General features: G+C 56.5%; 23 protein-coding genes (1 of these 23 cut by a window edge). 18 read left to right on the top strand and 5 right to left on the bottom strand.

Translation table 11 applies throughout. The features are described 5' to 3' along the window. From LOC70_RS13290 to LOC70_RS13260, 7 genes are all read left to right on the top strand, one after another. On the top strand, positions 1-1,305 hold the 3' portion of the coding sequence (locus LOC70_RS13290) for a hypothetical protein (protein ID WP_390889042.1). Its footprint begins 345 nt before the window's first position; only the last 1,305 of its 1,650 coding nucleotides appear in the window; its start codon lies off the left edge, out of view; its stop codon occupies positions 1,303-1,305. Between the two features lie 578 nt (positions 1,306-1,883). Continuing rightward, on the top strand, positions 1,884-2,981 hold the full coding sequence (locus LOC70_RS13285) for a c-type cytochrome domain-containing protein (protein ID WP_315857296.1): 1,098 nt from the start codon (positions 1,884-1,886) through the stop codon (positions 2,979-2,981). Between the two features lie 4 nt (positions 2,982-2,985). Continuing rightward, the gene (ppk1, locus tag LOC70_RS13280; protein ID WP_230254072.1) at positions 2,986-5,343 is read left to right on the top strand and encodes a polyphosphate kinase 1; all 2,358 of its coding nucleotides are present in this window, start codon (positions 2,986-2,988) and stop codon (positions 5,341-5,343) included. A gap of 23 nt (positions 5,344-5,366) precedes the next feature. Beyond that, on the top strand, positions 5,367-5,717 hold the full coding sequence (locus tag LOC70_RS13275; RefSeq protein ID WP_230254071.1) for a hypothetical protein: 351 nt from the start codon (positions 5,367-5,369) through the stop codon (positions 5,715-5,717). After that, a complete protein-coding gene (locus tag LOC70_RS13270) occupies positions 5,714-8,059 on the top strand; it encodes a hypothetical protein (protein WP_230254070.1) in 2,346 nt (781 codons plus the stop codon). Before LOC70_RS13275 ends, LOC70_RS13270 begins: the two co-directional genes overlap by 4 nt. Further along, the gene (locus tag LOC70_RS13265; RefSeq protein WP_230254069.1) at positions 8,056-9,189 is read left to right on the top strand and encodes an ABC transporter ATP-binding protein; all 1,134 of its coding nucleotides are present in this window, start codon (positions 8,056-8,058) and stop codon (positions 9,187-9,189) included. The genes LOC70_RS13270 and LOC70_RS13265 overlap by 4 nt, the downstream gene beginning before the upstream one ends. Next, on the top strand, positions 9,186-10,196 hold the full coding sequence (locus LOC70_RS13260) for a class I SAM-dependent methyltransferase (RefSeq protein ID WP_230254068.1): 1,011 nt from the start codon (positions 9,186-9,188) through the stop codon (positions 10,194-10,196). The genes LOC70_RS13265 and LOC70_RS13260 overlap by 4 nt, the downstream gene beginning before the upstream one ends. Before the next feature lie 6 nt (positions 10,197-10,202). Here the strand turns inward: LOC70_RS13260 and LOC70_RS13255 are convergent, their stop codons facing one another. Next, positions 10,203-11,000 (bottom strand): DUF1559 domain-containing protein, encoded by a 798-nt coding sequence (locus tag LOC70_RS13255; protein WP_230254067.1) that lies wholly within the window; start codon positions 10,998-11,000, stop codon positions 10,203-10,205. Positions 11,001-11,169: 169 nt separating this feature from the next. Here LOC70_RS13255 and LOC70_RS13250 point away from each other — a divergent pair, with 169 nt between their 5' ends. Next, on the top strand, positions 11,170-12,771 hold the full coding sequence (locus LOC70_RS13250) for an ABC transporter permease (RefSeq protein ID WP_230254066.1): 1,602 nt from the start codon (positions 11,170-11,172) through the stop codon (positions 12,769-12,771). Positions 12,772-12,807: 36 nt separating this feature from the next. On the opposite strand, the gene LOC70_RS13245 is transcribed toward LOC70_RS13250, so the two are convergent. Together LOC70_RS13245 and LOC70_RS13240 are read right to left on the bottom strand one after the other, a co-directional pair. Beyond that, complete coding sequence (locus tag LOC70_RS13245) at positions 12,808-14,154, bottom strand: hypothetical protein (RefSeq protein WP_230254065.1); 1,347 nt, start codon at positions 14,152-14,154, stop codon at positions 12,808-12,810. A 64-nt stretch (positions 14,155-14,218) separates the two neighbouring features. Beyond that, entirely contained in the window at positions 14,219-15,646 is a 1,428-nt protein-coding gene (locus LOC70_RS13240) for an FAD/NAD(P)-binding protein (protein WP_230254064.1), read from the bottom strand. A 196-nt stretch (positions 15,647-15,842) separates the two neighbouring features. Between LOC70_RS13240 and LOC70_RS13235 the strand changes: the two genes are divergently transcribed. The 3 genes from LOC70_RS13235 (at position 15,843) to LOC70_RS13225 (ending at position 18,242) form a co-directional block, all read left to right on the top strand. Continuing rightward, entirely contained in the window at positions 15,843-16,355 is a 513-nt protein-coding gene (locus LOC70_RS13235) for a MarR family winged helix-turn-helix transcriptional regulator (protein ID WP_230254063.1), read from the top strand. A 73-nt stretch (positions 16,356-16,428) separates the two neighbouring features. Then, positions 16,429-17,997 (top strand): YeiH family protein, encoded by a 1,569-nt coding sequence (locus tag LOC70_RS13230; protein WP_230254062.1) that lies wholly within the window; start codon positions 16,429-16,431, stop codon positions 17,995-17,997. Then, a complete protein-coding gene (locus LOC70_RS13225; RefSeq protein ID WP_230254061.1) occupies positions 17,994-18,242 on the top strand; it encodes a hypothetical protein in 249 nt (82 codons plus the stop codon). The genes LOC70_RS13230 and LOC70_RS13225 overlap by 4 nt, the downstream gene beginning before the upstream one ends. 94 nt (positions 18,243-18,336) lie before the next feature. On the opposite strand, the gene LOC70_RS13220 is transcribed toward LOC70_RS13225, so the two are convergent. After that, the gene (locus tag LOC70_RS13220; protein WP_230254060.1) at positions 18,337-19,194 is read right to left on the bottom strand and encodes a pirin family protein; all 858 of its coding nucleotides are present in this window, start codon (positions 19,192-19,194) and stop codon (positions 18,337-18,339) included. 76 nt (positions 19,195-19,270) lie between these two features. Next, a complete protein-coding gene (locus LOC70_RS13215; RefSeq protein WP_230254059.1) occupies positions 19,271-19,444 on the bottom strand; it encodes a hypothetical protein in 174 nt (57 codons plus the stop codon). 514 nt (positions 19,445-19,958) lie between these two features. Between LOC70_RS13215 and LOC70_RS13210 the strand changes: the two genes are divergently transcribed. From LOC70_RS13210 to LOC70_RS13180, 7 genes are all read left to right on the top strand, one after another. Next, positions 19,959-21,515, top strand: a complete 1,557-nt coding sequence (locus LOC70_RS13210; RefSeq protein WP_306796912.1) for an arylsulfatase — start codon at positions 19,959-19,961, stop codon at positions 21,513-21,515. Positions 21,516-21,699: 184 nt separating this feature from the next. Further along, entirely contained in the window at positions 21,700-22,659 is a 960-nt protein-coding gene (locus LOC70_RS13205) for an AAA family ATPase (protein WP_230254057.1), read from the top strand. Between the two features lie 20 nt (positions 22,660-22,679). Beyond that, the gene (locus LOC70_RS13200; RefSeq protein WP_230254056.1) at positions 22,680-23,612 is read left to right on the top strand and encodes a DUF58 domain-containing protein; all 933 of its coding nucleotides are present in this window, start codon (positions 22,680-22,682) and stop codon (positions 23,610-23,612) included. Beyond that, positions 23,609-24,136, top strand: a complete 528-nt coding sequence (locus tag LOC70_RS13195; protein ID WP_230254055.1) for a DUF4381 domain-containing protein — start codon at positions 23,609-23,611, stop codon at positions 24,134-24,136. The genes LOC70_RS13200 and LOC70_RS13195 overlap by 4 nt, the downstream gene beginning before the upstream one ends. After that, on the top strand, positions 24,136-25,173 hold the full coding sequence (locus LOC70_RS13190) for a VWA domain-containing protein (RefSeq protein WP_230254054.1): 1,038 nt from the start codon (positions 24,136-24,138) through the stop codon (positions 25,171-25,173). The genes LOC70_RS13195 and LOC70_RS13190 overlap by 1 nt, the downstream gene beginning before the upstream one ends. Next, the gene (locus LOC70_RS13185; RefSeq protein WP_230254053.1) at positions 25,170-26,123 is read left to right on the top strand and encodes a vWA domain-containing protein; all 954 of its coding nucleotides are present in this window, start codon (positions 25,170-25,172) and stop codon (positions 26,121-26,123) included. Before LOC70_RS13190 ends, LOC70_RS13185 begins: the two co-directional genes overlap by 4 nt. Continuing rightward, positions 26,120-26,764, top strand: a complete 645-nt coding sequence (locus LOC70_RS13180) for a tetratricopeptide repeat protein (RefSeq protein WP_230254052.1) — start codon at positions 26,120-26,122, stop codon at positions 26,762-26,764. Before LOC70_RS13185 ends, LOC70_RS13180 begins: the two co-directional genes overlap by 4 nt. Positions 26,765-26,793: the final 29 nt, after the last annotated feature.

The raw sequence follows: 26,793 nt of genomic DNA, 5'->3' as shown, positions 1-26,793 counted from the left end.
GCGCGGCCCAAAGCAGCACCGACTGGATACCAACCCAACCGCGACGAAGCTTGGCGTCCGGCCGAACCGGAATCAATGCAAGCGAGCAAGATCAACGAGACCTTGGTCGAGTCGATCATCTTTCGCTACATCTTGAACGCTGGCGAAGTGGAAGGCCGCAAGATTGCCGACCAAGTCCAGCTTCCATTCCGAATGATCGAGCCCATCTTGGAACGGCTCAAGATGGATCAATCGGTGGCTTATAAGAGTGCGACCGCAACCAATGACTATGTGTATATCCTCACTGAGTCGGGGCGTGCGATCGCTCGCAACCATCTGACGGACTCAACCTACCACGGAAGCTGCCCGGTCCGATTGACCGAGTATGTCGAGAGCATTCGACTGCAGTCCATTGAAGGCCAATACCCCAAACGCAAGGACCTCGAACGCGCCTTCAGCGACTTGCTAATCAACCCCAAGATGCTTCGCCGCTTGGGTCCGGCGGTCGCCAGCGGACGCGGCATGTTCTTGTTCGGGTTTCCCGGGAACGGCAAGACCTCGATTGCCGAACGGGTCACGGGTGCGTTTGGAAAGTACATCTGGATCCCACGCGCCGTGGACATCGACGGCGAAGTCCTACGTGTGTTTGACCCCATGAATCACGAGGCTGCCATGCCAGAGCATTCGGGCGGACTGCTGGACTCCGGCAGTTTTGACAAACGCTGGGTACGCATCAAACGGCCAACCATCATCGCCGGTGGTGAGCTGACCATGGACATGCTGGAAGTGCTCAACAACCCCACCAGCAACATCAGCGAAGCTCCGCTTCAGATGAAAAGCAACTGCGGAACACTCGTGATCGATGACTTTGGTCGCCAAAAAATGTCCATTGACCAACTGCTCAATCGCTGGATCATTCCGTTGGAAAAACGTTATGACTTTTTGAACATGGCGTCCGGCAAGAAGATCCAAGTTCCCTTCGATCAACTGGTGATCTTCAGCACGAACCTGGAACCCAAAGACCTAGTCGACGACGCATTCTTAAGACGGATCCCTTATAAGATTGAAGTCGAAAACCCACCGGAGGCAGACTTCCGAAAGCTATTTGAGATCATGTGCCGCATCACCAAAATCCCTTACGACGCGGATGCGGTGGACTATCTAATCAAGACTCACTACCTACCCGTTGACCGTCCATTTCGGAACTGCCAGCCACGCGATTTGCTGCTCCAAGTTCGCAATTACTGCCTTTACAACGACCTCGAAGTGGAGCTCAAAAATGAGTACTTCGACTTCGCCTGCGACAACTACTTCTCGGTGATGTGAGATCGGTGCGTGTGGCGTTTGCAACGCAGCAGCAGGGACTCGGGCAGAGCAAGCGTCAGGGCGTTCGGGGCGAACCCGCGGCGTTTCGAAATGACGTCACATAACGACGCCGCGGTCGAAACGCCCGGGGATAGAGACCATTGGGATAGGGATGCGGTCAAACCCCAAGGCGCCGCAGGTTGACCGCGGCTTCGAACTCTCTCCGCCGAAACGCCGACTCGCCATTTCCGCCGAAACACCGAATCACGTCGTGGTTTGGCGTCTCTTCGCGGGACGGTACAATGATGCCCCGCAAATTCCCCACCTCGCAGAACCGTGCATCGCTTCAAAAGCCCGTCTGAGACTGGTCGCTATGCCTTGCCGGCCCCACCTGCCCCCATCCTTGGCACCCAACGCTCATCATGTCCACCGAAACAGCCACCCCGAAGATGAAACCGATCCCAACGTTCTTTCCCCCTCTGTTCGCTCGCGATCAGGCTCTGGCCCAAAGGACTTCTCACCTCCAGCAGTGCTACCGAACGCTCGGCACCGCAGCGTGTTTGGCTCTTGCCAGCTTGATTAGCCAGCCGTCATCGGCAATGGCTCAAGACGATGCGGACACAGCCGAAGCCGAAATCCGGATGGCAGTGAATGAAGAGGGACAAGTCGTGGACTTCGCCCGCGACATCGCCCCCATCTTCCGCGAGCACTGCTTGGAATGCCACGGTGCCGAAGACGCCAAGGCCGGCTTCCGAGTGGACGAACGTGACAGCGTGATGGAGTACGTCTACGGAGAAGACATTGAATCCAGCACCATGTACGTCGACTACTTGATCAGTGAAGACGACGACATGCTGATGCCACCCCGCACCCACGGCGGTCCTCTCTCACCCCACGAATTGGCGCTCGTCCGTTTGTGGATTGAAGAGGGTGCTGCTTGGCCAGATGAAGCCAACGTGGTCCAACCACCGCTGGACGGTTCGGGACAACCGGTGGAACTCGCCGACGGCATCCGCAAAGGTGTCGATCCAACTCAGGCCGGATTGCTTGCACGGGTCTGGTCGTTCCAAGGGTTCCTGCACCCCGCAACGGTTCACTTTCCCATCGCGTTGTTCCTGATGGGCGGATTGTTTGTCGTTTTGGGCTGGAAATGGCCTGCTGTGGGAACGCAAATTCCGTTGGCGTGTCTGCTGCTGGGTGCTTCCACCGCGATTGTGGCCACCATGATGGGCTGGTCGTTTTCGGTCGAAAAAGGCTACGGCTCTTGGACCAAAGTCAACTTCGACTCCGAACTGTTTTGGCATCGTTGGTCAGCCATCATCGTCACGGTCCTATCCAGCATTTTTGCGATCGTTGCGCTGAAATCGATGAGTAAAGAAGAGGGTGACGCAAAACAGAGCCTGACCAAGGTTTGGAAAGTCGGACTGCTGGTCGTGGCTGGCATGGTGGGTGCAGTTGGTCACCAAGGCGGTGAACTGACTTACGGCGAGGAGTTCTACCCCAAAGCCTTCAGCATCCTGTTTGGTCAACCTTGGCCGCCGGAAGAGGAAGCGGTGACCGAAGAACTCCCCGAGGACACCACCGAGACCTTGGCGGACGAATCCGAGCCAGCCGACGTCGCGTCCCTTGTGCCTTCCTCGCACACAACTTCGACTGACATTCAAATCATCCCCGCGAAACGTTTCTATCACACCTGAGAGTTTGACGTTGTCACACGATCCCGCGCCCAGCCCGTCCATCGGCAAACGTCCTCCCAACAGCTTGAAAACCGCTTCGCGACGCAAAGTCGACTCGAGTGATGCGTCCAAACCGCGATTCATCAATCGAGAACTGGCGTGGCTGGAATTCAACGCGCGAGTTCTGGACCAAGCCGATGACACGTCGGTCCGACTGCTCGAACGAGCCAAGTTCCTCGCCATCACCAGCTCCAATCTCGATGAGTTCGTGATGGTGCGGGTGGGCAGCTTGAAACTGCAAGCCGTGAGCGGTGGCGGCCGGCGTGATCCCTCCGGGCGAACCGCGACGGAACAGCTTCAGGCGATCTCAAAACGCTGCCACGCCCACGTCGATCGGCAATACGAGTTGCTGCGGAAGGAACTCCTGCCACTGCTGAGCGAACATCAGATCAATCAAGTCGACCTGCGGGAATGCAGCGACCGATTGCTGGCAGCCGCCGAACGGCACTTCCGCGGGGACGTTTTGGCGGTGTTGTCGCCCCAAGCGTTGCACGACCGACGATTCCCGATGCTTCCGGGCTTAGGCATCCACCTGTGCGTTCAACTGCGCCCCGGCGATGAGATCGGTCCTCGACAAACCCCCGCCCCGGCCGATTCGCTGAACGATTCAACCGGTGATTCGGTCGCCGCCGCAAAAGCTTCCGAGACCACCGGCCATCTTGGCGACGACGACGCCGACACCGAAGCCAACACACAATTTGCGGTGATTCCGCTCGGCCGCGTTCTTGGCCGCGTCATTCCGCTGCCGATCGAAAAGAGTTCCCAGTCAAAAGAAACGGATGAGGAAACTCCGGCCGAATCGGGTTACGCCTACGTTTTGCTGGAAGACCTGGTGTCGCACTTCGTCGACGAGTTCTTTCCTGGCCGCGAAGTCGTCCAGTGCAAACCGTTTCGCATCACTCGCAACGCGGACATTGAACTGCGTGAAGACGGTGCGGGCGACTTGCTCGGTGGCATGGAAGAGGTCCTGGAAAGCCGTCGCCTGTCCGACGCGGTGCGACTGGAGATCGATGCGACCGCCAACCCCGAAATTCGCGACTACCTGATTCGCAGCTTCGAGGTTGACCCACAGTACGTTTTCGACATCGACGGCCCGTTGGATCTGACGTACCTGTTCGCCCTGCATGGATTGAAGGGCATGAACACGCTTCGCGACGACGAGTGGCCACCCCAACGCAGCCCCAAAATCGATCCGGCCGAATCGATGTTCACGTCAATCTCCGACGGAGACATCATGTTGATGCATCCGTACGAGTCCTTTGATCCGGTGGTGCGTTTGCTGGAAGAAGCCGCCGTTGACCCGGATGTTTTGGCGGTGAAACAGATTCTGTATCGCACCAGTCGCAACAGCCCCATCGTGGCGGCGCTGATGCGTGCCGCGGAACGAGGCAAATACGTCACCGCCATTGTGGAACTCAAAGCTCGATTTGACGAAGCACGCAACATCGAATGGGCTCGCGAAATGGAGCAAGCCGGTGTGCAAGTCATCTACGGAATTCGCGGCCTGAAGACACACGCCAAGGTCTGCATCATCGTTCGCCGCGAACCACAAGGTTTGGTGCGTTACGTTCACTTCGGCACCGGCAATTACAATGAAGTCACCGCCAACCTCTACGGCGACGTTTCCGTGCTGACATGCGATGAGATCCTGGGCACCGACGCGACCATGTTTTTCAATGCCGTCACGGGTGCCAGCCAGCCTCAACCGCTGCAGCAATTGCGAATGGCACCCCTGACGTTGCGACGACAAATCTTGGATCTGATCCAAGGCGAAACCGAGCGTTCACGTCAGGGGCAGAAAGCCGAAATCATCGCCAAGATGAACGCGTTGGTCGACACCGAACTGATCGACGCGCTGTACACGGCCAGCCAAGCCGGCGTGAAGATCCGACTGAACGTTCGTGGCATTTGCTGCTTGCGACCGGGAGTTCCGGGGATGAGCGAAACGATCGAAGTCGTCTCGATTGTGGATCGCTTCTTGGAACACGCACGAACGTATTACTTCCGTCACGGTGGCGACCACGAGATCTACATCAGCAGTGCCGACTGGATGCCTCGCAACTTGGATCGACGTGTCGAGTTGCTGGTCCCCGTGATCGATCCGGAAAACCGCAAACGTTTGCGAGACACGCTGCAGCTGTACTTCAAAGACAACCAAAATTCGTGGCGGATGCAGCCCGACGGCGGCTACCAGCGTTTGAAACCTCGCAAAGGCGAAACTCGCATGCGGGTGCAGGAGACACTGTATCATCAGGTGGTCGAAAATCGGAAAGCGGCACAACAAACGCCGCAGACGACTTTCGAAACTCATCGTCCTGATTGATCTCGTCGCCGAATCGTTCGCTCATGCCAGATCCCGAACCGATCATCACCCCCACCCCGTCCATCCAACCCGTCATTCGCAGTCGCGTGCTGCCGCGAATTTCGTTTCGGATGATGATGTTGCTGACGGCGATGGCGGCGGTCTTGGCCGCGGTCACCCGCGCGGCGGGCAACGGTGCGATTTTCGCGAAAGCGGTGCTGGCCTTTGTGGGAGTGCTCGCGGTTTTCACCGCCATGGCTGCACTTGCGTTCTTGGTTTCCTGGTCTGTGGCGAGAATGACCATCGGACGCGTCGATCAATCTCGTCAAGGCAGCCCGTTCGCGAAAGACCAACTGCCACCGCAGTTGTTGAAACCTCGGGAGAAGGAAATATGAGTCGTCGTCGACGGTTGCGAATCCCGACTTTCCTGCTTGCCACAATCAACATTGTTTTTTTGTGGGCGGGCTTTGCTGCGGCGCAGCCACCCGGCGGGCTACAACCGACCGGCTTTTGGACCTTTGACGGCAGCAACCTGACCACCTTTCCGCGCGGAGCCAACCGTTTGGGATACATGGTCAGCGTCGGAACATCCTCGCCCTTGATCGCTGAAACACAGCGAGTCGAAATTGGTTTTGTCTCCACGACAGGCCCCACCACCGCTGATCGCAACTTCCTCGTTCGACTGACACCGCTTTCCGAGGGACACAGCCCGCCCCAAGCCGCCCTCGAAGTCGAACTCCCCTTTCGCGTTCCGCAGAACACCACCCAAAAAACCTTCGTTCGTCACGTTCCCAAAACATCGTTTGGCAACCACTACGAAGTCGAGCTCTTCGAGAACGGACGTTCAGTCACCAACGCTGCTTTTGAAATCGGAAGTCCGATTCCTCGACGTCGGACGCTAAGCAGCGTCAATGCCGCTGAATTGCGATGGAAACTGGTCTGGGTCAAATCGTCCAAAGATTTGGACATCCAAAAACAATCATTGGATGCGTTGATCGAATCCACCGCCATACAAAACTGGGACACCGATGCCTTGCGGGCATCCTTCAGCACGGCCACTCAAAGCGGCCGGATCAACGAACCGTCTGTTTACACCGAACCCTTCGCTCCATCTGATTTGCCGAAGGATTGGCGAGCTTGGTTGCCGTTTGATGCGGTGGTGTTTCATCTGGACGACTACCTGCAATACCAACAAGAACAACCATCTTGGTGGAAGCCGCTGAACGAATGGGTCAACAGCGGCGGCTGCATCCTCATTCGCGGGATGCTTCCCGGTCAAATCGCCCAAACGAAAGCCAGCTTCGACGCACCATCGGAACTGGAGCCCAAGGAGATTGACCAGCTCGCGGCCGCATCGCTCGAAAGCCTTCACTCCGACGCGGCTAATTTCAGCCGACGTTGGCAGGTGAACCAACAGATCAATCAGAACCTCGCCGAACTCGACACCAACGGGCAAACCGCGGCGTTGACCATCGAATCGCTCCAAAGAAAACTGGCCAGCGCCTTTGGATATTCCGCGTCACGAGTGCCGCTTGGCACCAAGCAAGGCATGGCCGCTTACAAACAATTGGCCGGAGTGATTGTGCTGCTGCCCGCCCACGAAGAACTTGAGCCGATGGAAGTGATCGATTGGCGAACAACACAATCGCTTCTGAACTTCCACCGTTTTCGGCTGCTGCGTCGCGGTGTCGAACCGATGATGGGCAGCCAACGGTTTTATGACTGGGTGATTCCGGGCGTGTCGCAACCGCCTGTTTATAGTTTCATGGGCTTCCTCGGATTGTTTGTGATCCTGGTTGGCCCGATCGCGTATCGCAAAACCACTCGCAGTGGTCGCAGCTACCTGATGTTCTTGATCGCTCCGGTGCTGGCGATCGCAACCACATTGGCGATGCTCACCTACGGTGTGGTCGCCGATGGATTTGGCACTCGATTGCGAGCACGACAGATCACTTGGGTCGCCCCAAACGGCGATGCCATGTCACGAACCCGTTCGACTTATTTCGCGGGCATTCGTCCATCGGATGGCATGCACTTTCCTGCCAACGCCGCGGTGACCGTTTTCCCCGACAACGACGAACGTAGCTGGGAAGATCGCACGAACGACCGATTCGAACTTCGCGGCCAAGTCACCGTGACCGAGGACGACATTCACTTCAACAGCCGATTGCTGCCCAGCCGACAACAGAAGCAATTCGTGGTGCTTCAGCCTCGCCGTCAATTTGGAACCGTCCGAATCACCGATGACTCGGAAGAAAAGAAGAATCGGGCCAGTGTCCAAATCCGAAGCGACTGCGAACTGCCCTTGGAAACGATCTTGCTACGCGATCGCGTGGGCGCGTTCTTCACCGCGGAAAACGTTCAGCCTGGCCAAACCACAACCGCATCGCAGGTGTCGCAGTTGGACGCCTCCAAGATGCTCGGGGAATGGTACAAACGGCAATGGCTGATTAGCTCGAAAATCAGTCGAACGTCCGACTCGGCGAACCAGGCCCAACGAAGACGAATGCTGACCGAGACTTTCGACTTGATCAACTCGCTTCGTTCGGCGACGAACATGACCTCCGCACCCAACGACGGCCTGTTCGAAAACGAACTTCAACAACGCATGCAGCTCGGTAAATCGCTTCCCAATCAGTCTTTCATTGCGATTGCAGATTTATCCGATGATGTGCCCGCAATCGAAGGCATTTCAATCGCTGACAGCATCCACTTCATCATGGGAGAGTTGCCATGAGCGATTCGTCCAATCCTTCGTCCGCCAACATGGTCGAATCGGAAACTTCCGTCGCCACCGAGCCGAGCAACAACACCTCCCCAACCAGCACTGTTCCACTCTCCGTCCCACCGGTGCATGCCGCAACGGCTGACTGCATTGAACTGCGTCGGCTGCATCGCTACTTCGGCAAGACCCACGCGGTTCATGACATTTCGTTCTCTGTTCGGCGAGGCCATGTCTTCGGCTACATCGGTCCCAACGGTGCCGGCAAAACCACTTCGATGCGAATTCTCGCCACACTGGATTTGCCCAGCTTCGGAGATGCGTTTGTCGATGGTTTTTCCGTGGTCAACGATCCCGAATTGGTTCGCAACCGGTTGGGCTTCATGCCCGATAGTTTTGGAACCTATCGCGATGTGAACTGCGAAGAGTACCTCGACTTTTTCGCGAGAGCCTATGGGCTGGTCGGCACCGACCGGACTCGGCGATTGCGGGAGGTGCTGGAATTCACCGGCACCGTGGGCATGAAAGACAAACCCATTCGTGGGTTGAGCAAAGGCATGAAACAACGCCTGTGCCTCGGCCGGGCGCTCATCCATGACCCCGCGGTCTTGATTTTGGATGAACCCGCCGCAGGTTTGGACCCGCGTGCTCGAATTCAACTTCGCCAAATGATTCGCCAACTTGCCAATCGCGGCAAGACAGTTCTTATCAGCAGCCACATCCTGACCGAATTGGCAGAGATGTGCGACAGCGTCGGCATCATCGAACAAGGACGTCTGCTGGCCACCGGCAGCGTGGAAGACATCCAACGTCAACGCGCCCAACATCGCGAATTGACGCTGCGAATTCTCGAGCGTCCACGCGAGGCCGCCGAACTGATCGAGAAACAATTGCAAGAGAAATCATCGAACGACAAACAAACTGAAACCAATGGCGAGGTCGCCACAGAAACATTGCCCGCTCCCGCTTCCTCCGTCGTCGTGGATGGCGAACTTGTGAGATTCGAATTCGAAGGCGACGTTCGCGATCAAGCTGAACTGGTCGCTTGGTTGATCGGCCAGGGCTTTTTAATCGCCGAAGTCGCGGCTCATAAAAAGAGCTTGGAAGACGTCTTCCTCCAAGTCACCGAAGGATTGGTGCAATGAGTGACTTCTTCACGCCTCCCAAACCGGTCACTCCCCTGCCCTCACCCGAAGTCACCGCTCGGCAAAGCGAGGAGTTCGCCGCACGGCTTCGCAAACGAGCCAAACACCTGCGTCGCTGGCCGACCAAACAAGGCATCACCTGCTTTCGACTCTACGAACGCGATGTTCCCGAAGTCCCCTTGGTGGTCGATCGTTACGAAGACCATTTGCACATCGGCGAATTTGAACGCCCCCACAATCGGACCGATGATCAACACGCGGTCTGGTTGGAACACATGGTCAAGGTCGCGGCACAGACCCTGGATGTTCCGCGTTCGAAAACGTTCTTCAAACAACGCAAACGACAACGAGGCACCAGCCAACACGAAACCATCGCCAGTCGCCATTACGAAATCGAGGCCCACGAAGGCGGTCTGAAGTTCGTCGTGAATCTGTCGGACTACATCGACACGGGCTTGTTCCTGGATCATCGCATCACCCGGTCCATGGTCCGTGACGAGGTCACCGGCAAACGGTTTCTCAATTTGTTTGCCTACACCGGTTCATTCACGGTTTATGCCGCCGACGGAGGTGCCGCATCGACCACGACGGTCGACCTATCGAACACCTATGTCCAATGGGCACAGCAAAACATGCGATTGAATGGATTCGAAGGAGAACAACATCAATTCATCGCCGGTGACGCGATTGCCTACGTCAAAAACCTAGCCGCCACCGAGGTTTTCGATGTGGTGGTCATTGATCCGCCCACGTTCAGCAACAGCAAACGCACGCAAAAAGACTGGATCGTGCAGGACAACTATGTTGGTCTATTGCGAAATGTCCTGCGGCACCTTTCGCGAGACGGCGTGATCTACTTTTCCAACAACTACCGAAAGTTCCAAATGGACGGTGGTGCTTTGGAAGGCGCCAACGTCCACGAAATCAGCCGTCAAACCGTGCCGGATGATTTTCGCAATCGACGAATCCACCGTTGCTGGAGAATCACACGCACGACCAACGAATGACGCCAATCAGAAATCGCCGAGGTCTTCTTGGCCGTCCTTGGTGACCATCCCCTCCAACACAACGGGATCAATGGAATTGGTGATGAACATCACTGCACCATCGGCCATCAGCATGTGCCCACCACCGACGTGCGGATCGCTGCCACCTGCGGCAAGTAACGTCGCCAAGTCAATCTCGTCAGGGCTCATCCAGTGAACAGCATTTTCATGTCCCGTTTCGACGATCATGATTGTGTTGGCCAGTCCATCGGTGATCTGTGAAAACTTCGTCGGAATGGCACCCGCGAAAACACCGGCAGGATCGATCACGGCAACATAGTTTGTCATCAGGGGATCACCCTCCTTGGACGGACACGCGTACGCCGGAACCAGATTGCTGGCAACGTTGGCGTTCTCCGGTGCATCCCACGGTTTTGAAAGATCGATTTGATCGTACAAAGCCTGTTGCTCCAGGAACGGTAGGATTGCCACTCGCCAACTATGCAGTGGATTCCCGTCTTCATCGACGGTGTACGCCGGCGGTAGTTGGTTGTAAGCCGAGTGATAATTGTGCAGAGCCAGCCCGATTTGCTTCATGTTATTGCTGCACTGCATTCGTCGGGCAGCTTCTCTTGCCGCCTGCACAGCGGGCAACAAAAGTCCTAACAAAACCCCTCCGCACATCAACGTGACGAGAAAGCCGGCACCCAGAACGGCAATGATGCACCCCGTGCTGGACTTCTTGGGTGAAGCGAGCTGAGCCTCCACCGGCATGGTTTCGGAATAGGGATTCGCAGAATTGCCGGGATCAACGGGATTCGACATTGGGAACTCACTGAAAGAGGTTTTGGCACTGCCCGCTTGGATTCTAGACCATTTTGAATCCGCAAACGTGATCGTCTTCCATGCCTGGGCAGACGACTCGGCTCTTGCTCAGGCAAAACTCGGTATCATATCAGGCGCTGATTCGCTGTCTTCTCGCAATGAAAACTTCATGAGCACCGCAACTCTTTCCGAACCCAACGCGAACGCGAAAGAACCAACCACGGATTGGCTTTCGCGTTTGGATCACTGGGCGGAAAAGCTTGGTGACACCTTCAATCCCATCCTGATCAAGGAAACTCGCCAAGCACTCAAGAGCCGGCAGTTTGTGGTGACCTTCTCGGTGTTGTTGGTTGCCGCATTCGCCTGGACCGTCGTGGGCAGTCTGATGCTCATGCCCCAAATTTACACGTCGCCATCCGCTCCCCGTTTGCTGTTGGGTTACTACTTCGTGCTTGCGGTACCGATGCTGCTGATTGTGCCGCTGGCCGCCTATCGATCGCTCGAGGCCGAAATCGACGATGGAACGTTGGAACTGCTATCGATCACCTCGCTGAGTCCGTGGCAGATTGTTTTGGGCAAACTCGCCAGTGCGTCACTGCAGATGATGCTGTACCTGATCACGTTGTTTCCTTGCGTGGCTTACGCCTACACGTTGCGAGGGATCGACTTGCCGACGGTTGGTTTGATCATGGCGATGTTGACCGCCAGCGGCTTATTGCTGACCGTGGTCGCCTTGTCCTTTGCCCCGCTCGCTCGAGGCCGAACGGGTCGCATCTCAACCTTGCTCGTTGTTTTGATGGTGTTGATGTTGGCGGAATACATCGTTGGTGCGGGGGCCGTCGGGTTGATCCTCTACGGCAACCCAATGGACGCCGGATGGACTGCCTTTGCCTTCATCGGCAGCCTTTTAGCGGCCACCTGCATCAGCCATCTATTGCTCACCACCACTGCGGCACAACTGACGCCGGAAAGTGAAAATCGATCCAGTGGCATTCGATGGTCACTGTTGATTTTGACCGCCACCCTGATCGCCCTGTGCACTTTCGCGATGGAATGGCGATTCTCGGTGGACTCGGAAGAAGGCATCTTTCTTTGGTTCCCTGTGACGCTGCTTCTTGCCGGCCTTTGGACGGCTGCAGGATCCATGATGGCCGCGGAATCCTCGGCTCTGACGCCACGCATTCAGCGCGAACTGCCAGGCAATTTTCTAAGCCGCCTGACGCTCACGTTCTTCACTCCCGGCCCCGCCACCGGTTTAGTGTTCGCGTCGTTGGGATCGATTCTGATCACTGGAATCTTGTTGGTGGTGGTCGAGCGTGCGGAGGTCGCAACGGGCAGCACGATGCCGACCAGCGCCCGGCAAATGCTCTGGCACTTGGTGCTGGCTTACACGTCGTATTTGTTGGTGTTTCTATTCTGCGTTCGCTGGATCGTCGCGTTGGTTCGCATCAACAACAACCCTCGCGTCGAAATCGGCATGGCCGCGTTGATTGTCGTCGCGGTGCTTTCCGCTCTGATCCCTTATTCGATCGGACTGCACATGAACGACTACCGGCAATACGACTACTCGGCATGGCAAATCACGAATTGGGCTTGGACCATCGCCATGATCACCGAGAACCAGGTTTCTGATTTATTGATCGGTTGTCTCTCTGCCTGCGGATTGATCGCGTTCTTGCTGTCCATTGCCACGGTTGGCCAACGATCATTGGCCATCAAAACCGCCACTCCCGAAGCGGTCCTGGCCGCGAAAGAAGCCGCGAAACGTTGAATCGGCCTTGCGTTGCGATGCATCGCCGACGGCTTCTCAACCGGCTGCCAACCCCAACCCACGTTCATCGTGCGTTCTCGCGACGACGTCCGGTTGTCCCGTGTGATGAATGCTGACCACGACGATGGCGCACACCAACCAAGGTGTCAGAACCAAAATCCAAACCAACGTCACATTGCTCAAGCTCAACAGCGGTGCCAACCACAACAGCAGAATCGCGGAAGCGGCTTCTACGAACGGTTTCACCATTCCCCGCACCACAACGATCGTTTCACGACGGACGTCTTGCCGCATGATGGAATAAGCGGATGCTAGTCCCGGATCATGCAAGGAACGCCGCACCACGTTCAAACCGCTTCCGATGGACACAACGATGAACAAGTAAGCGATCTGAGGCGACGCCAGCATCGCCAGCGCGACCCCCAACAACGCGAGCGGATACAGCAACAACACCCACCCAATCCCCAAACGATCGAGCAAACGCCCCGCCGCCGTGATCTGCAGCAACAAAATCACCGCATCGTTGATGGCGTAAAACGCAGCGAAGTACGCAATGATGCCTTGTTCGTAACCCGCGTGATACTTCGTCACCACCACGTTCCACTGATAGCCCATGAACGTCAACGCGACGACTTGAGACGCCATCAACGCTCCCAACGCCCAACGGTAGTGCCGCACTCGTTGGTAACGCCGCCTCATTGATTCGGTACGCTTGTGCGATCCGTCGCCTGCTGACATGGTATCAATGCAAACCGTCGATCTTGGCAGCCAACGGATCACGGTGATCGCCAGAACGTCCAGCCCCACGGCGACGAGCAAGAATGTTTCCCCGGCAACGCTGGATGCCTCCACCGACAACACCCCGCCGATCAACACACCCGCAAGCGTTGCTCCCGTCGCCACCCAAACAAACGGACGTTTGGATCCCGATCCGCCAAACGCATCGTTGCTGAGCGTGGTCACATAGACCGAATTCAAGCAGCCACGAACTTCCGCCAACACAAACAACACGCCCAACCAAAGCAGAGAGTCCGGCGACCAGCGAATCATCACAGCCAGAGAACCCGAAAACAAAGCCAACACCGTCCAGGTGAATCGCAATGCGATCCGGGGCGAAGCACGTCGCACCACCATTCGCGTCACAGCCGACATCACGATCACCACCAAAGCCGCCCCGGTCAGCGCATAAGGCAAACGATCCGCGCCAATTCGCGACAGAAACAACCCCACACCAACGGCTCGCGTCACCACATACGACGCTGCGGTCAAGAACGAGAAGAGAGAGATCGCGAGCGTCCCATCCGGCAAATCGTTCATGCCGAAACGTTTCGCAGATATCCCTGACCGAGACAGCAAGCTCGCGTCTGTCGATGTTCGACTCATGTTGCCTCCTTCCGACGACATTCACGACAGGCAACGGGCGAGGTCATCGCTGCCGCCTCCGGACTCAAATGCAATACTCCAACGTGTCCTTGGTTGGAATTTCCATCGGCTCCTGATTCAGAATCGATTGAGCCACGTGGTAGGCCTGCTGCCGAAGCTCCGGGACGGCAATGCTCTCCCAAAGCGTGCCTTTCAAGATCGGTCCGATGGCATGCAAAAACGAGGAGGCCTGGCCAGTTGAATCCAGCACTTCGAACTCGTCGTTCACCGCGATGCCCATGTCCATCTCGTCCGGCTGGGCCAACCCTCGCTCGAACAAGTTTCGATAGAGCGGCAAATCGGAATCGGAAAACCGAGACTTCGGGCCGGTGCAGTTGATCACCAAATCGCCTTCAATGGTCTTCTCCTGACCCTCGCCGCTGACCATGTGAACTTCGATCCCGTGTTCTCCCGCAGCCAACGACTGAATCATCGCCGGACGTACGGTGAGTTGCCCACAATCCAACGCGTCGGTGATGGCATCGTGAATCGGCCCAGCGATCCGATGACGAATCACGTTCCAATCGGCGGCATACTTCTTCAGAAACAAACGCCGCTCTTCGATGGTGAGCGCCTTCCAAAGTTGCTGCGTGCGACCGCGCAGCTTGTCCACCGCGATCGCGGGATTTTGACTCACGCCGCGAAGGCGTTGGCAATCTTGTTGAATCAGACGCACCAACTCTTTCAACGAACGTGCCTGACCATCGTCAGGAACCGCGTGCGGCCATTCGATGCCACGAAAATGACGTTGAGGAAGCATGCCATTTCGCGAGATCGCGGTGACTTTGCCGCACCAACCTTTTCGGCGCAACGTGACAATCACATCGACGGCCGTCAGTCCCGTTCCAAGAATGACAATGTGCTTGTCATCCCCCGGCAAGTTCTCATGCCATCCCATCCATGGATTCCCGCAATAGCGACGGTCATTGGCTAGCTTATTCGCCCCTGGCAACCCGGCGGGAGGTTGATTGCCCGTGGCCAACAACACCGAATCGGCTTCCACGGGTTCGCCGTTTTCCAGTATCACCACACCGCCCTGCTCTGCCCCGCGCGGTTCAATGTCAATTGCGGAATCATCGATCACTTCACAAGTGACATTGGAACGTGGATCCGCGTCGCCCAGATAATGCGCCGCGAGACCTCGGACGTAGTCCCCATAGATCCGTCGCGGAATGAACGTTTCACGCAAAGTCGCGTCATCGAGCGAATCGAAATCGCATCGAGAACGCAGCCACTCAAAAAAGTGAGCGGGGTGATCAGGAAAAGCGGACATGTTCCGCGCCGCAACGTTCAACAGGTGTTCGTTCCGAGTCGTTCCATAAGCGGTACCGCGTCCAAACGGCCGACCGGAGTTGATCACCACCACTCGTTGAGGTGTTTTGGCGAATCGGGCAAGATTCACGGCGGCCAGCGTTCCGCTGAATCCGCCACCGATGATGGCAGTTGTTGGCATAGAGAAACCGTATGGCGGGGCGGGGTTCCGGAATGCAGAACCGTGTGTTTGAGGCGGGGCACCCATCTCTGGCATAATGGCCGAAACCGAATGCATCAGAGCTTGATACGCGAATACTTTATCGGTAAAGTATTGTCGCGTCAACTGAATTTCGGTCGCTGCCTTTTTTCCGAATCACCTCGCCTTCGCTTCATCCATGACTGACCTGTCAGAAGAGCTGCACCGTTGCCAACCGTTCGCCAGCGTGGACCAGGAAGCCGTTCTGAGCTTGGTTCGCACGGGCGACCAATTGGACAACCATTTGTCTCGGTTCTTTCGCCAACATGACCTGACGTTCTCGCAATACAACTTGCTTCGAATCTTGGACATGGAAGATCGACCGCTGACCTGCAGCGAAATTGGCGAGCGTTTGGTCCAAGTGGTTCCGGCGGTCACCGCGTTGGTGGATCGACTGCTCAAACGAGACCTGGTGACCCGACAACGCTCCGAAACCGATCGACGCACCGTGCACGTCGCGATCACCAAAGAAGGCCGCAAACTGGTTCAACCCGTGATCGACCATCTTCGTGAACTTGAACACGAAGTGATGGGTGAACTCAAACGCAAAGAACAAAAGGAACTGATTCGCTTGCTCGAATTGGTTCGCACCGGCATGAACAAGGCCGTCGAAAGACGTACCAGCGAATCATTGTCCAGCTCCGGTCTTTGACCATCCTTCTTTCCCCGTTCGTCACTTCGCGGACGCTTCTCCTTCCCTCCCCTCCATCCCACCTGCTTCGTCGATGAACACACCCAGCGAATCTCCCGCTCCCAGTGAACCTTCTCCCGGCAACAGCTCTTCAGAGACCGTTGCCATTCCAACGGAACGCCCCAGTATTTGGAAAGACATGACCACCAGCGAAGATTGGTGGGCCATTTGGTGTGCGATGCTCTTGCTCGCCATCGCGTTTGCAGTCGTCTGGTTCGGACAACCTGAAAACCTGAGCGAACTGATCGCTGCGTCTTCCGTCGAAGAAGTCGTCGAAGCCCCAGCGGAGATGACAGCGGAAGGCCCCGTCGCCGAAACCACTGAACCGGCGGAAGAGCAACAAGCGAGCGAAGCAGAAGCCGCAGAAGAGGAACCCTACGAGTACGTCAGCCCGCTGAAATCCTTTCTCGCAAAGCCTGGCAAGTGGACGGAGAACCCGCTCGATGCTGTCTCCTCCAGTTGGAAAGGCATCTTGGGCGTGTTCTTGGTCATCGCCTCGCTCTTCGCCTTCGCGTCGCAAACAAGAGGCAAATCGGCATCGGCTTTCTTGACGGCGTTTCCCGCTGTGTTTGCTCTCGCCACGCTTGCTTACTGGATGTCAGGCCAAAGCGTGGTCAAGGCTTACAACTTGGAATACGCGTTGTGGGCACTTTTAGTGGGCTTGATCATCAGCAACACCATCGGCACCCCAACGTTCCTGCGCCCCGCGATGCTAACCGAGTTCTTCATCAAAACCGGCTTGGTGCTGCTGGGTGCGGAGGTGCTGATGAGCCGTTTGCTGGCGCTCGGACTTCCTGGTGTGTTTGTCGCTTGGTTGGTGACACCGGTGGTGCTGATCACGACCTACATCTTTGGACAGAAGGTCCTGAAGATTCAGTCCAAGTCCTTGAACATGGTGATCTCGGCCGACATGTCGGTTTGCGGTGTCTCGGCGGCCATTGCAACCGCGGCGGCATGCAAAGCGAAGAAAGAAGAACTCTCACTCTCCATCGGTTTGTCGCTTGGGTTCACGGTCATCATGATGGCCGTGATGCCAGCCGTTATCACCGCTTTGGGCATCGATCCCATCCTGGGCGGTGCTTGGTTGGGAGGAACCATCGACTCGACCGGAGCCGTCGCCGCGGCGGGTGCCGTGCTGGGTGACGAAGCGTTGGAAGTGGCCGCCACCGTCAAGATGATTCAGAACATTCTGATCGGCGTGACCGCGTTTTGTGTGGCGATCTACTGGGTCACCTTTGTCGAACGAGATCCCTCGGGCCCGAAGATTGGCATTTCGGAAATCTGGTATCGCTTCCCCAAATTCGTGCTGGGATTTGTGGCGATGTCGATCTTGTTTTCCATCCTCTACTCTTCACTGTCCAATGGTCCCGAATTGGTCGGCGCGATGATCAGTGGCTCCACCAAAACCCTGCGTGGATGGTTCTTCTGCTTGGCGTTTGTCAGCATTGGGCTGGAAACCAATTTCCGTCAATTGCTACCGCAACTCAAAGGCGGCAAGCCGCTCGTGCTTTACGTCTGCGGCCAGTCGCTGAACCTTTGCCTGACGTTGGTGGTGGCTTGGTTGATGTTCAAAGTTGTCTTCGCAGATGGGGTGGCACCATGATTCAGCAATCCGCTCTCCGAATGGCGGCATTCGGCCTGGTCGTCGGTCTCCTGGCCATCGTCTGGTTGATTCTCCTTCCAGCTTATGCTCGTCAACCGAAGATGCAGGCTCACCTGCATTGGCTGGACGAGGAGGGCATCGACCCCAGTGCGATGTACTACACCGAATTGGAGGTGATGGAAGACATCCTTGCCAAACAACGACGGGCGGAGCTTCGCGGCGACAACCCTTCGCCGCTGGATTGACCTCAGCGCTTCACTTGAAAGAGCGATGCCGGCTCCTGCGAGCCGGCCTCTTCGAACTGGCCCTTTCAAATCGGCCCTTTCAAATCGGCCTCGCTCAGCTGAGTTGCCCCATCTTCCCCGCTTGGTAATCCGCGATCGCTTCGCGAATTTCTTCTCGGGTGTTCATCACAAATGGGCCTTGTCCGACGACGGGCTCGCCAAGCGGATGGCCAGTCAAGAGCAGGAGCCGAGCTCCTTCGTTCGCATTGATGGCGATGGTCTTGCCGTCTCGCTCGAGCAATGCCAACTCCACCGATCGCACGGATTGCCCATTCAAATCGACGGCCCCTTTTTGGACGATCACCAAACAAGTGTGACCATCAGGGACATCCATTGACGCTTTGCCGCCTCGACACAGACTGACGTCCCAGACATTAATCGGAGAGAACGTCTTGGCCGGTCCCATCTCCTCACCAAACTCTCCAGCGATCACGCGAACCGAACCGGCGTTCCCCGGCAGTTTGACACGCGGGAATTGCTCCGCTCGCAGGTCCTGGTATCTCGGAGCAGCCGTTTTGTCGCTGGCTTTCAGGTTCACCCACAACTGAACCATCTCCAACGTCCCGCCCTCCTTCGCGAAGGCACGGCTATGGAATTCTTCGTGAACGATCCCAGACGCGGCGGTCATCCACTGCACGTCGCCGGGACCGATGGTTCCGTGGCTACCGCTGGAATCACGGTGCTCCAACTCACCTTCGTAAAGAATGGTGACCGTTTCAAAACCACGGTGTGGATGTTCCCCAACCCCGCGTTTTGCCTCGTCGGGAGCGAACTCATGCGGCCCCGCATAATCGAGCAGCAAAAACGGATCAAAGTCGCTGCCCTGGGAATACGAAAACAAACTTCGCACCGGAAACCCGTCACCGACCCAATGTTGTGGGACATCACGGATGACTCTCTGAATCTTTTTCATCTGGCAACAGCCCCGAAATCAGGAAGGTTGCATTCCTTCTACGCTGCGTCAGCGGTTTCGGCAAGTGTTGACCTTTTCAGGTGAAGTCTCCCTTTTCGTTGCCATCCTCGTCGTACCGAATGAAGGCGAAGTACACGAATGAAACGGGCAGACACGGCAGCAACAGCAGGTAGTACCACGACACAAAAATCGCGAAGGCAAACACCACCGAGATGAACGCCAGCCAAACCAATTTAGTGTCGCGCCACAAGCCTTTGAATTGTCCCACGCCAACCGCTCTCCCTGACGTCGCACCTCGCGACACGCACCAATCAAGACAGACGCTCCGTGGGCGCCCGCCCACCGTCTCTTGGAAACTCCCAGAATCAACGGTGTGGAATCGGCCGTCAATTGACATTCGAATTTTTCCCGGCACCTGCGACTATTTCGCTGATCGGGAATTCCGCCGATCAGCCAGGATTCCTGCGTCTCTGGCTCGGGAATCCGGCCTGCCTTCCAATCTGGCGAATCATGAACAGCATTTGAAGAACGCGCAAATCTTTCAATCTGGTTTTGCGTCATCCGGAGCACCGCGTGCATGAATCCGCCTATTGCCAGCCTAGAAAAGCCTACTGACCAATTGCTTGATTGAACAACGGATGTGCGCCATCAATCCGAACCAAGACAAACCTGCCTGGACTCTGGTTGTGAACCGCAAGATGAACGCTAAGAATGAAGCGTCCGCGAACTTCCGCGTCACACTTTTCTTCGACTGGAGCAACTCGATGTCCGTCGTATCACGACTCTTTGCCATTGCGGCAATTCTGTTGCCTGCCTTGACGGTGCAGGCCCAGGAAAAACCCAACATTGTCGTCATTTGGGGCGACGACATTGGTGTGCATAACATCAGTGCCTACAACCACGGGGTGATGGGATACAAAACGCCCAGCATCGACAGCCTTGCCAAAGAAGGCGCGATGTTCACCGATGCTTACGCCCAACAAAGCTGCACCGCTGGACGAGCTTCGTTCATCCTGGGGCAACACCCATTCCGCACCGGTTTGCTAACCATTGGCATGCCCGGAAGTGAACATGGTATTCCTGACTGGACGCCAACCATCGCGGACGTGCTGAAAGAACAAGGCTACACCACCGGCCAATTCGGCAAGAACCACTTGGGCGACCGAGACAAACACTTGCCAACCAACCATGGCTTCGATGAGTTCTTCGGTAACCTCTATCACCTCAACGCCGAGGAAGAGCCCGAGACTTATTACTACCCCAAGGATCCAGAGTTCCGCAAAAAGTATGGACCTCGCGGAGTGATTCACTCCTTCGCCGACGGCCGCATGGAGGACACCGGTCCTCTGACCAAGAAGCGAATGGAAACCATCGACGAAGAAGTTCACACCAAGGCCATGGACTTTCTCGAGCGAGGTGTCAAAGCCGAGAAGCCAGTGTTCCTGTGGTACAACTCCACACGAATGCACGTTTGGACTCACCTGAAAAAGGAATCGCAAGGCCGCACCGGCATCGGGCTTTATCCGGACGGAATGGTCGAGCATGACGACTACGTCGGCGAAGTGCTGAAGAAGATCAAAGATCTCGGAATCGAAGACAACACGATCGTCGTCTACAGCACCGACAACGGGGCCGAAACGTTCAGTTGGCCTGATGGAGGCATCACTCCGTTCCATGGCGAAAAAGGCACCACCTGGGAAGGCGGTTTCCGAGTGCCGTTGTTGGTCAAATGGCCCGGCGTGATCAAACCCGGAACCGTTTACAACGACATCATCTCCCAAGAAGACTGGATGCCAACCTTTGCCGCGGCGGCTGGCGAACCAGACTTGGTTGAGAAGATGAAGAAGGGCTATTCCGCCAACGGAAAAGAATTCAAGGTTCACCCCGATGGCTACAACTTTGTGCCGTATTTCAAAGGTGAAGCCAAGAAGAGCCCTCGCGAAGAGATTTACTACTTCGGGCAAGGCGGCGAACTCAATGCCGTTCGCGTTCAAAACTGGAAGATCCACTTCGCAACCGTGAACGGAAACATCGCAACCGGAACTCGCGAAGTTCCTGGTTGGCCGTTGATCATCAACCTGCGTGCTGATCCTTATGAAAAGATGTGGAAGGAAGGAACGCTCGGCTATTTCCGTTGGTACGCCGACAACCTCTGGACCTTTGTTCCTGTCCAGAATTACATCCAAAAATTCATGGAAACCATTCCAAAATACCCTTGGCAATCTGGATCCAGCCTGAACGCTGCGGGCATCAACTACCAAACGTTGAAGGCTCAAGAATGGATTGAGAAACTCGAGAAGATCTCGCCACCTCGAAACTAGGTTCTCAACCCAGCACCGCATCGAAACGGTCGTGGTCCTTTGCTGGCCACGGCCGTTTTTTGTTCCACATGCGAAAGGGCATACAAAACGCCCTCCTACATTTCATTTGCACCGGTTCATCGGTGCCGCCATATTGCAAACACCCGCCACATCCATTCCAACGATTGAATTAGGGAACCGCTCCATGACGGTCCGAGACACGATTCTCGAAATCTCCACCGCGATGAATGCGGCGGTCATCGGCCAACAGGCGGTGGTGGACCGCATCCTTGTCGCCTTGCTCGCCAAAGGCCACGTGTTGATGGAAGGCTTGCCGGGCACCGCGAAAACTCGTTCGGTCAAAACGCTTTCAAAGCTTGTCGAGAGTGCGTTCGGTCGAATCCAGTTCACACCGGACCTGCTGCCGTCGGATGTGACCGGATCCGATATCTACCGCGAACAAAATGGCACCTTTGAATTTCAAGAAGGCCCCATCTTCGGCAATCTAATTCTTGCCGATGAGATCAATCGTGCACCGGCAAAAGTTCAGTCGGCTTTGTTGGAAGCCATGGAAGAACGCCAGGTCACGGTTGCCGCGAAAACGCATTTGTTGCCGGAGCTATTCATGGTTCTGGCAACACAAAACCCCATCGAACAAGAAGGCACGTACCCGCTGCCAGAAGCGCAGATGGACCGGTTCATGCTTTATGTCCGCGTCGACTATCCCGAGGACGCCGATGAAACGTCCATTTTGCAGCTCGTGCGAGGCGAGAAAACGGGATCGGCGACTTCCGCCCCCAACGCCATCTCGCAACAAGTCATCTTCGACGCCCAGAAGGAAGTCGGCGCGGTTCACGTCGCTGAATCGGCAGAGAAGTACATCGTGGACTTGGTGATGGCGACACGACACCCCGATCGCTACCAGGGTGATTTGCCAAAATGGATCCGCTTGGGTGCCAGTCCGCGTGGAACATTAGCGTTGGACGCAGCGTCTCGAGCCCATGCTTGGCTAGCGGGACAAGACTTCGTTTCTCCCGACAACATTCGTGCCATGGCTCCTGCATGTATGGCACACCGAGTCCACCTGACCTACGAAGCGGAAGCATCCGGGGTCACGCGAACCGACGTGATCGATGCCTTGTTGAAAAACGTGGTCCCCGCCTAAACACTTCGCTCGGCAGCAACATGTCCGCACGCGTCACCGTCTCGCTAGAAGATCTGCTGAAATGCAGAGCCGATGCGCGCGGGTTTTCGCTGACACCGCGGCAACCGGTTGGCTCGTTACTCGCCGGCCGACATGCCTCTCGACTTCGCGGACGGGGGCTGTCATTCGAGGAACTGCGTTCGTATCGGCAAGGCGACGACATTCGTTTGATGGACTGGAAAGCCACCGCTCGATTGCGATCGCCTCACCTGCGCGTCTACAGCGAAGAACGCGAACGCCCGGTCCTGATGTTGGTGGACCAACGCCAACCTATGTTCTTTGGCAGCCAAGTCGCCATGAAGTCCGTGGTAGCTGCCGAACTCGCGGCGATCGGTGTTTGGCGAAGCCTTTCCAGCGGTGACCGAGTGGGCGGCTTGGTGTTCAACGAAACCGAAATCGCAGAAGTCCGGCCCCACCGTAGCCAATCAAGAGTCCTGCACTTCTTGCATCAATTGGTGCGGTTGAATCAAAAACTCGCAAGCAAAATCCCCTCCGACCAGAATCCCAGCAATCGGTCACCAGTCACGCTGAATCAGGTCCTCGAGAACGCATCCCGGATCGCCCGGCACGATCATTTGGTGATCCTGGTTAGCGATCTGGATGGAGCGGACGAAGAAACCAGCCGTTTGGTGACCCGCATCGCTGCGCACAACGATGTTCTGGTGGTTGCGGTTTATGACCCACTGGGCATTCGAATGAACGGTGCTCCAGGAATGATTGCCAGCGATGGTGGAACAAACTTTGAGATCCCGGACCGAGCTTCCTTCCCAGATGAATTCCAACATGCTTTTGGCGAAGTCCTCTCGCATTGGCGGGATGTTTTTCGCTCGTTACGAATTCCGTTGATGCCGCTGACCACCGCACGGCCGGTCGCAGAACAGATCCGTGCTCTCTTTGGAAACACGGCATCATGAAAACCAGCGACGCGACCAATCTTGATCGCTTGCACGACATTGTGGAGCCAGCCCCCGTGTCTTGGTGGCCTCTGGCGTCCGGTTGGTACATGCTCCTGGGCGGACTGGCCTTGTTGCTCGTTGGGGCGGCTTGGAAATGGTGGCGGCATTGGTGTGCCAATGCCTATCGCCGCGAAGCTTTGAAGGAACTGCAGACCGCGACTTCGGTGGCGGATATCTCCACTCTTCTTCGGCGAACAGCTTTGGTCACCACGCCCAGAGAGCATCTGGCTGGTTTGACCGGTTTGAATTGGGCAGATTGGCTGTCGCAGCAATTACCCTCCGCGACCGATCCGTCCATGCCGAGGTCCGTTCGGGACCAACTGACAAGCTCGGTGTATCAGCCTTCGGCGGACGACGATCCAAACGCAAACTCGGTCGAGGAGCTCCGCTCGTATGCGAAGAAGTGGATCGCCCACCATCAATTGCAGCGACCTGAGACTGAGTCTCCCGCGGCGGGCAACCTCAACCGGAAGGCAATGTGATGCTGACCTTTGCCCACCTTTGGTGCTTCGCGTTTTTGCCGCTGCCTTGGTTGCTACGTTTGGCATTGCCCGCCCAACAACGCCACGAAGTATCGGTCCGAGTTCCATTCGGCAGTCGCCTGCGCAAGGTTCTCGGCCAACCAGGGATCTCCCCCATCAAGCGAACCGACTGGGAAGGAGCGATCCTGAACAGTCTGATTTGGCTGTGCGTCCTGACCGCCGTCGCTCGACCACAATGGGTCGAACCACCAGTGGTCAAAGAAGTCCCAACGAGAGACCTGCTGTTACTGGTTGACCTCTCCGGTTCGATGGACCAGGAGGACTTTCAAAACTCGGCCGGCAAGAAAGTCGCTCGTTTGGATGCGGTCAAGGAGGTCCTCAGCGAGTTCCTCGAAAAACGCAAGGGCGACCGCGTTGGCTTGGTCGTTTTCGGCGATGCCGCGTACTTGCAAACGCCTTTCACGACCGACCTCAAGCTCGCGTTGGAATTGCTCGCTGAATGCGAAGTCGGAATGGCCGGACCACGCACCGCGTTTGGCGATGCGATCGGTTTGGGCGTCGGTCTTTTCGATCCAGACTCCGATCGATCCAAAACCATCATCGCGCTGACGGACGGCAATGACACCAAAAGCCACCTGCCACCGGTCGAAGCCGCTCGCGTTGCAGCTCAACGCGATATCACCATCTACACGGTTGCGATTGGTGATCCGACCACGGTGGGCGAGGACAAACTGGATGAACAGGGACTGAAAGACGTGGCCAGTGAAGCCGGTGGAAAATACTTCTTCGCCGCGGACCGCGAACACCTGGCCGGTATCTACGACGAGCTGAACAAGATCGAAACCAATCAAATCCAAACCGTCAGCCATCGACCTCGGACCGATGTCTACTATCTCCCACTGCTCGCCGGCCTTTGCTTGTCCATTTTGGATAAGGCTTGGTTGGCTCGCCGCGGAAGACGAAACCACTCTTCGCATCAACGAGACCATCACATCCGAGTCAATCCGGTCACGGGCGAGATGGAGGTGGCAGCATGAACGACGCAATCAGTGCGTTCCATTTCATCCGGCCGTGGGCGTTTGTGTTGATCCCAATTGCGGGTGCGGTTGCGTGGTGGTGGAAGACCAGCTCCGATCCACTGCGAGGCTGGCGAACACAAATTGACTCGGACTTGCTCTCCGCATTGACAAGTGACGGATCCACCGCGAACGACGCTTGGTGGAAACGTGAATCCAACTTGGTTTTCTTGTCGGCAGGATGGCTGCTGGCCGTGGTTGCCATCGCGGGCCCGACGTGGAAAGTCGAAGCCAACCCATTTGCGCAAGACGCTCAACCCTTGGTCATCCTCCTGAAAGCGGACGAGAGCATGGCATCGACGGCTCTCACCACTCCGCCGTTGGAACGAGCCAAACTGAAGATTGCCGACTTGGCGTCAGTTCGGAAAGGGGATCCGCTCGGCCTGGTTGCGTATTCCGGATCGGCACATGCGGTCCTTCCACCGACCGAAGACACGACGGTGGTCGCGGAAATGGCGGCTGAGATCAATCCATCCATCATGCCGAAATCCGGCGACGCCCTGGACCAAGCCATCTTGGAAGCCGGGCGCCTGCTAGAAAACCATGACGGGGCAACGATCCTGGTCATGGCCGACCAAGCAAACCTGGACGCCAAACAGGTCATCGACGCTCATCAATCAATCGGCGCACCGGCGATTGAGTTCCTGAGTCTGCTCCCGGAAGAGTCGCAAGAAACTCAGTCGCTGCAATCATTGGCAGATTCGCTTCGCGGACAACGCGTTCCACTGACCGTGGACGATCGAGATATCCAATCGATCATTCAGTTTGCAGAGCGTCGCTCTTCGACGGGTCTGGCGGGCAAAAGCGATCGCTGGCAAGAAGCTGGGTACTGGTTGTCGCCTGTGCTGGCCTGCATGGTCGCAATGTCATTTCGCCGCGAAAAATCAGAACGTCAGGAGCCAGCCAAGTGAAGGTGTATTGCTTGATTGCCGCGGTTGGGTTGTCCGCTTGGTTCTGGACACCTGATCAACTCGGCCAGCGACTGTTACGACAAAACCAATTCGCGGAAGCGGCCACGGCGTTTGAAAACCCCATGTGGCAAGGCGTTGCCTGGTACCGCGCCGGCGAGTTCGAGAAAGCAGCCCAATCGTTTTCACGAGCGTCTGGTCCAGACTCCAAATTCAACTTGGGCAATTGCTGGTTGATGCGAGGGAAGTACGACAAAGCGATCGCCAGCTACGACGAGGCTTTGAAGGAGCGTCCCGATTGGAAAGAGGCTCAAGAAAATCGCGACCTTGCCGAAGCTCGCATGAAGGCCACCGAAGCCAAAGGTGGCGACGCGGGTGACCAACGCGTGGGCGCGGACGAAGTTGTCTTTGACAAAGACAAGCAAAAACAAGAACAAGGCCAAGACACGGACATCACCGCCGAACAGGCCGTAACCGATTCATCCGTGCAGGCTGTTTGGTTGCATCAAGTCCAAACCCAACCCGCCGATTTCCTGAAGTCAAAGTTTCGCTACCAACTGGCGGACCGCGAGAAAGCGGAACAGGCCGACACCACACCCACGGAATCGGAACCGTCATCAACACAGCAAACCGGTACGCCATGAGGAATCATCCAACGGATCGACAGAACCGT

It is taken from the genome of Rhodopirellula halodulae, from assembly GCF_020966775.1.
GTDB lineage: Bacteria > Planctomycetota > Planctomycetia > Pirellulales > Pirellulaceae > Rhodopirellula > Rhodopirellula halodulae.
This window is presented reverse-complemented; position numbering and strand designations above follow the sequence as displayed.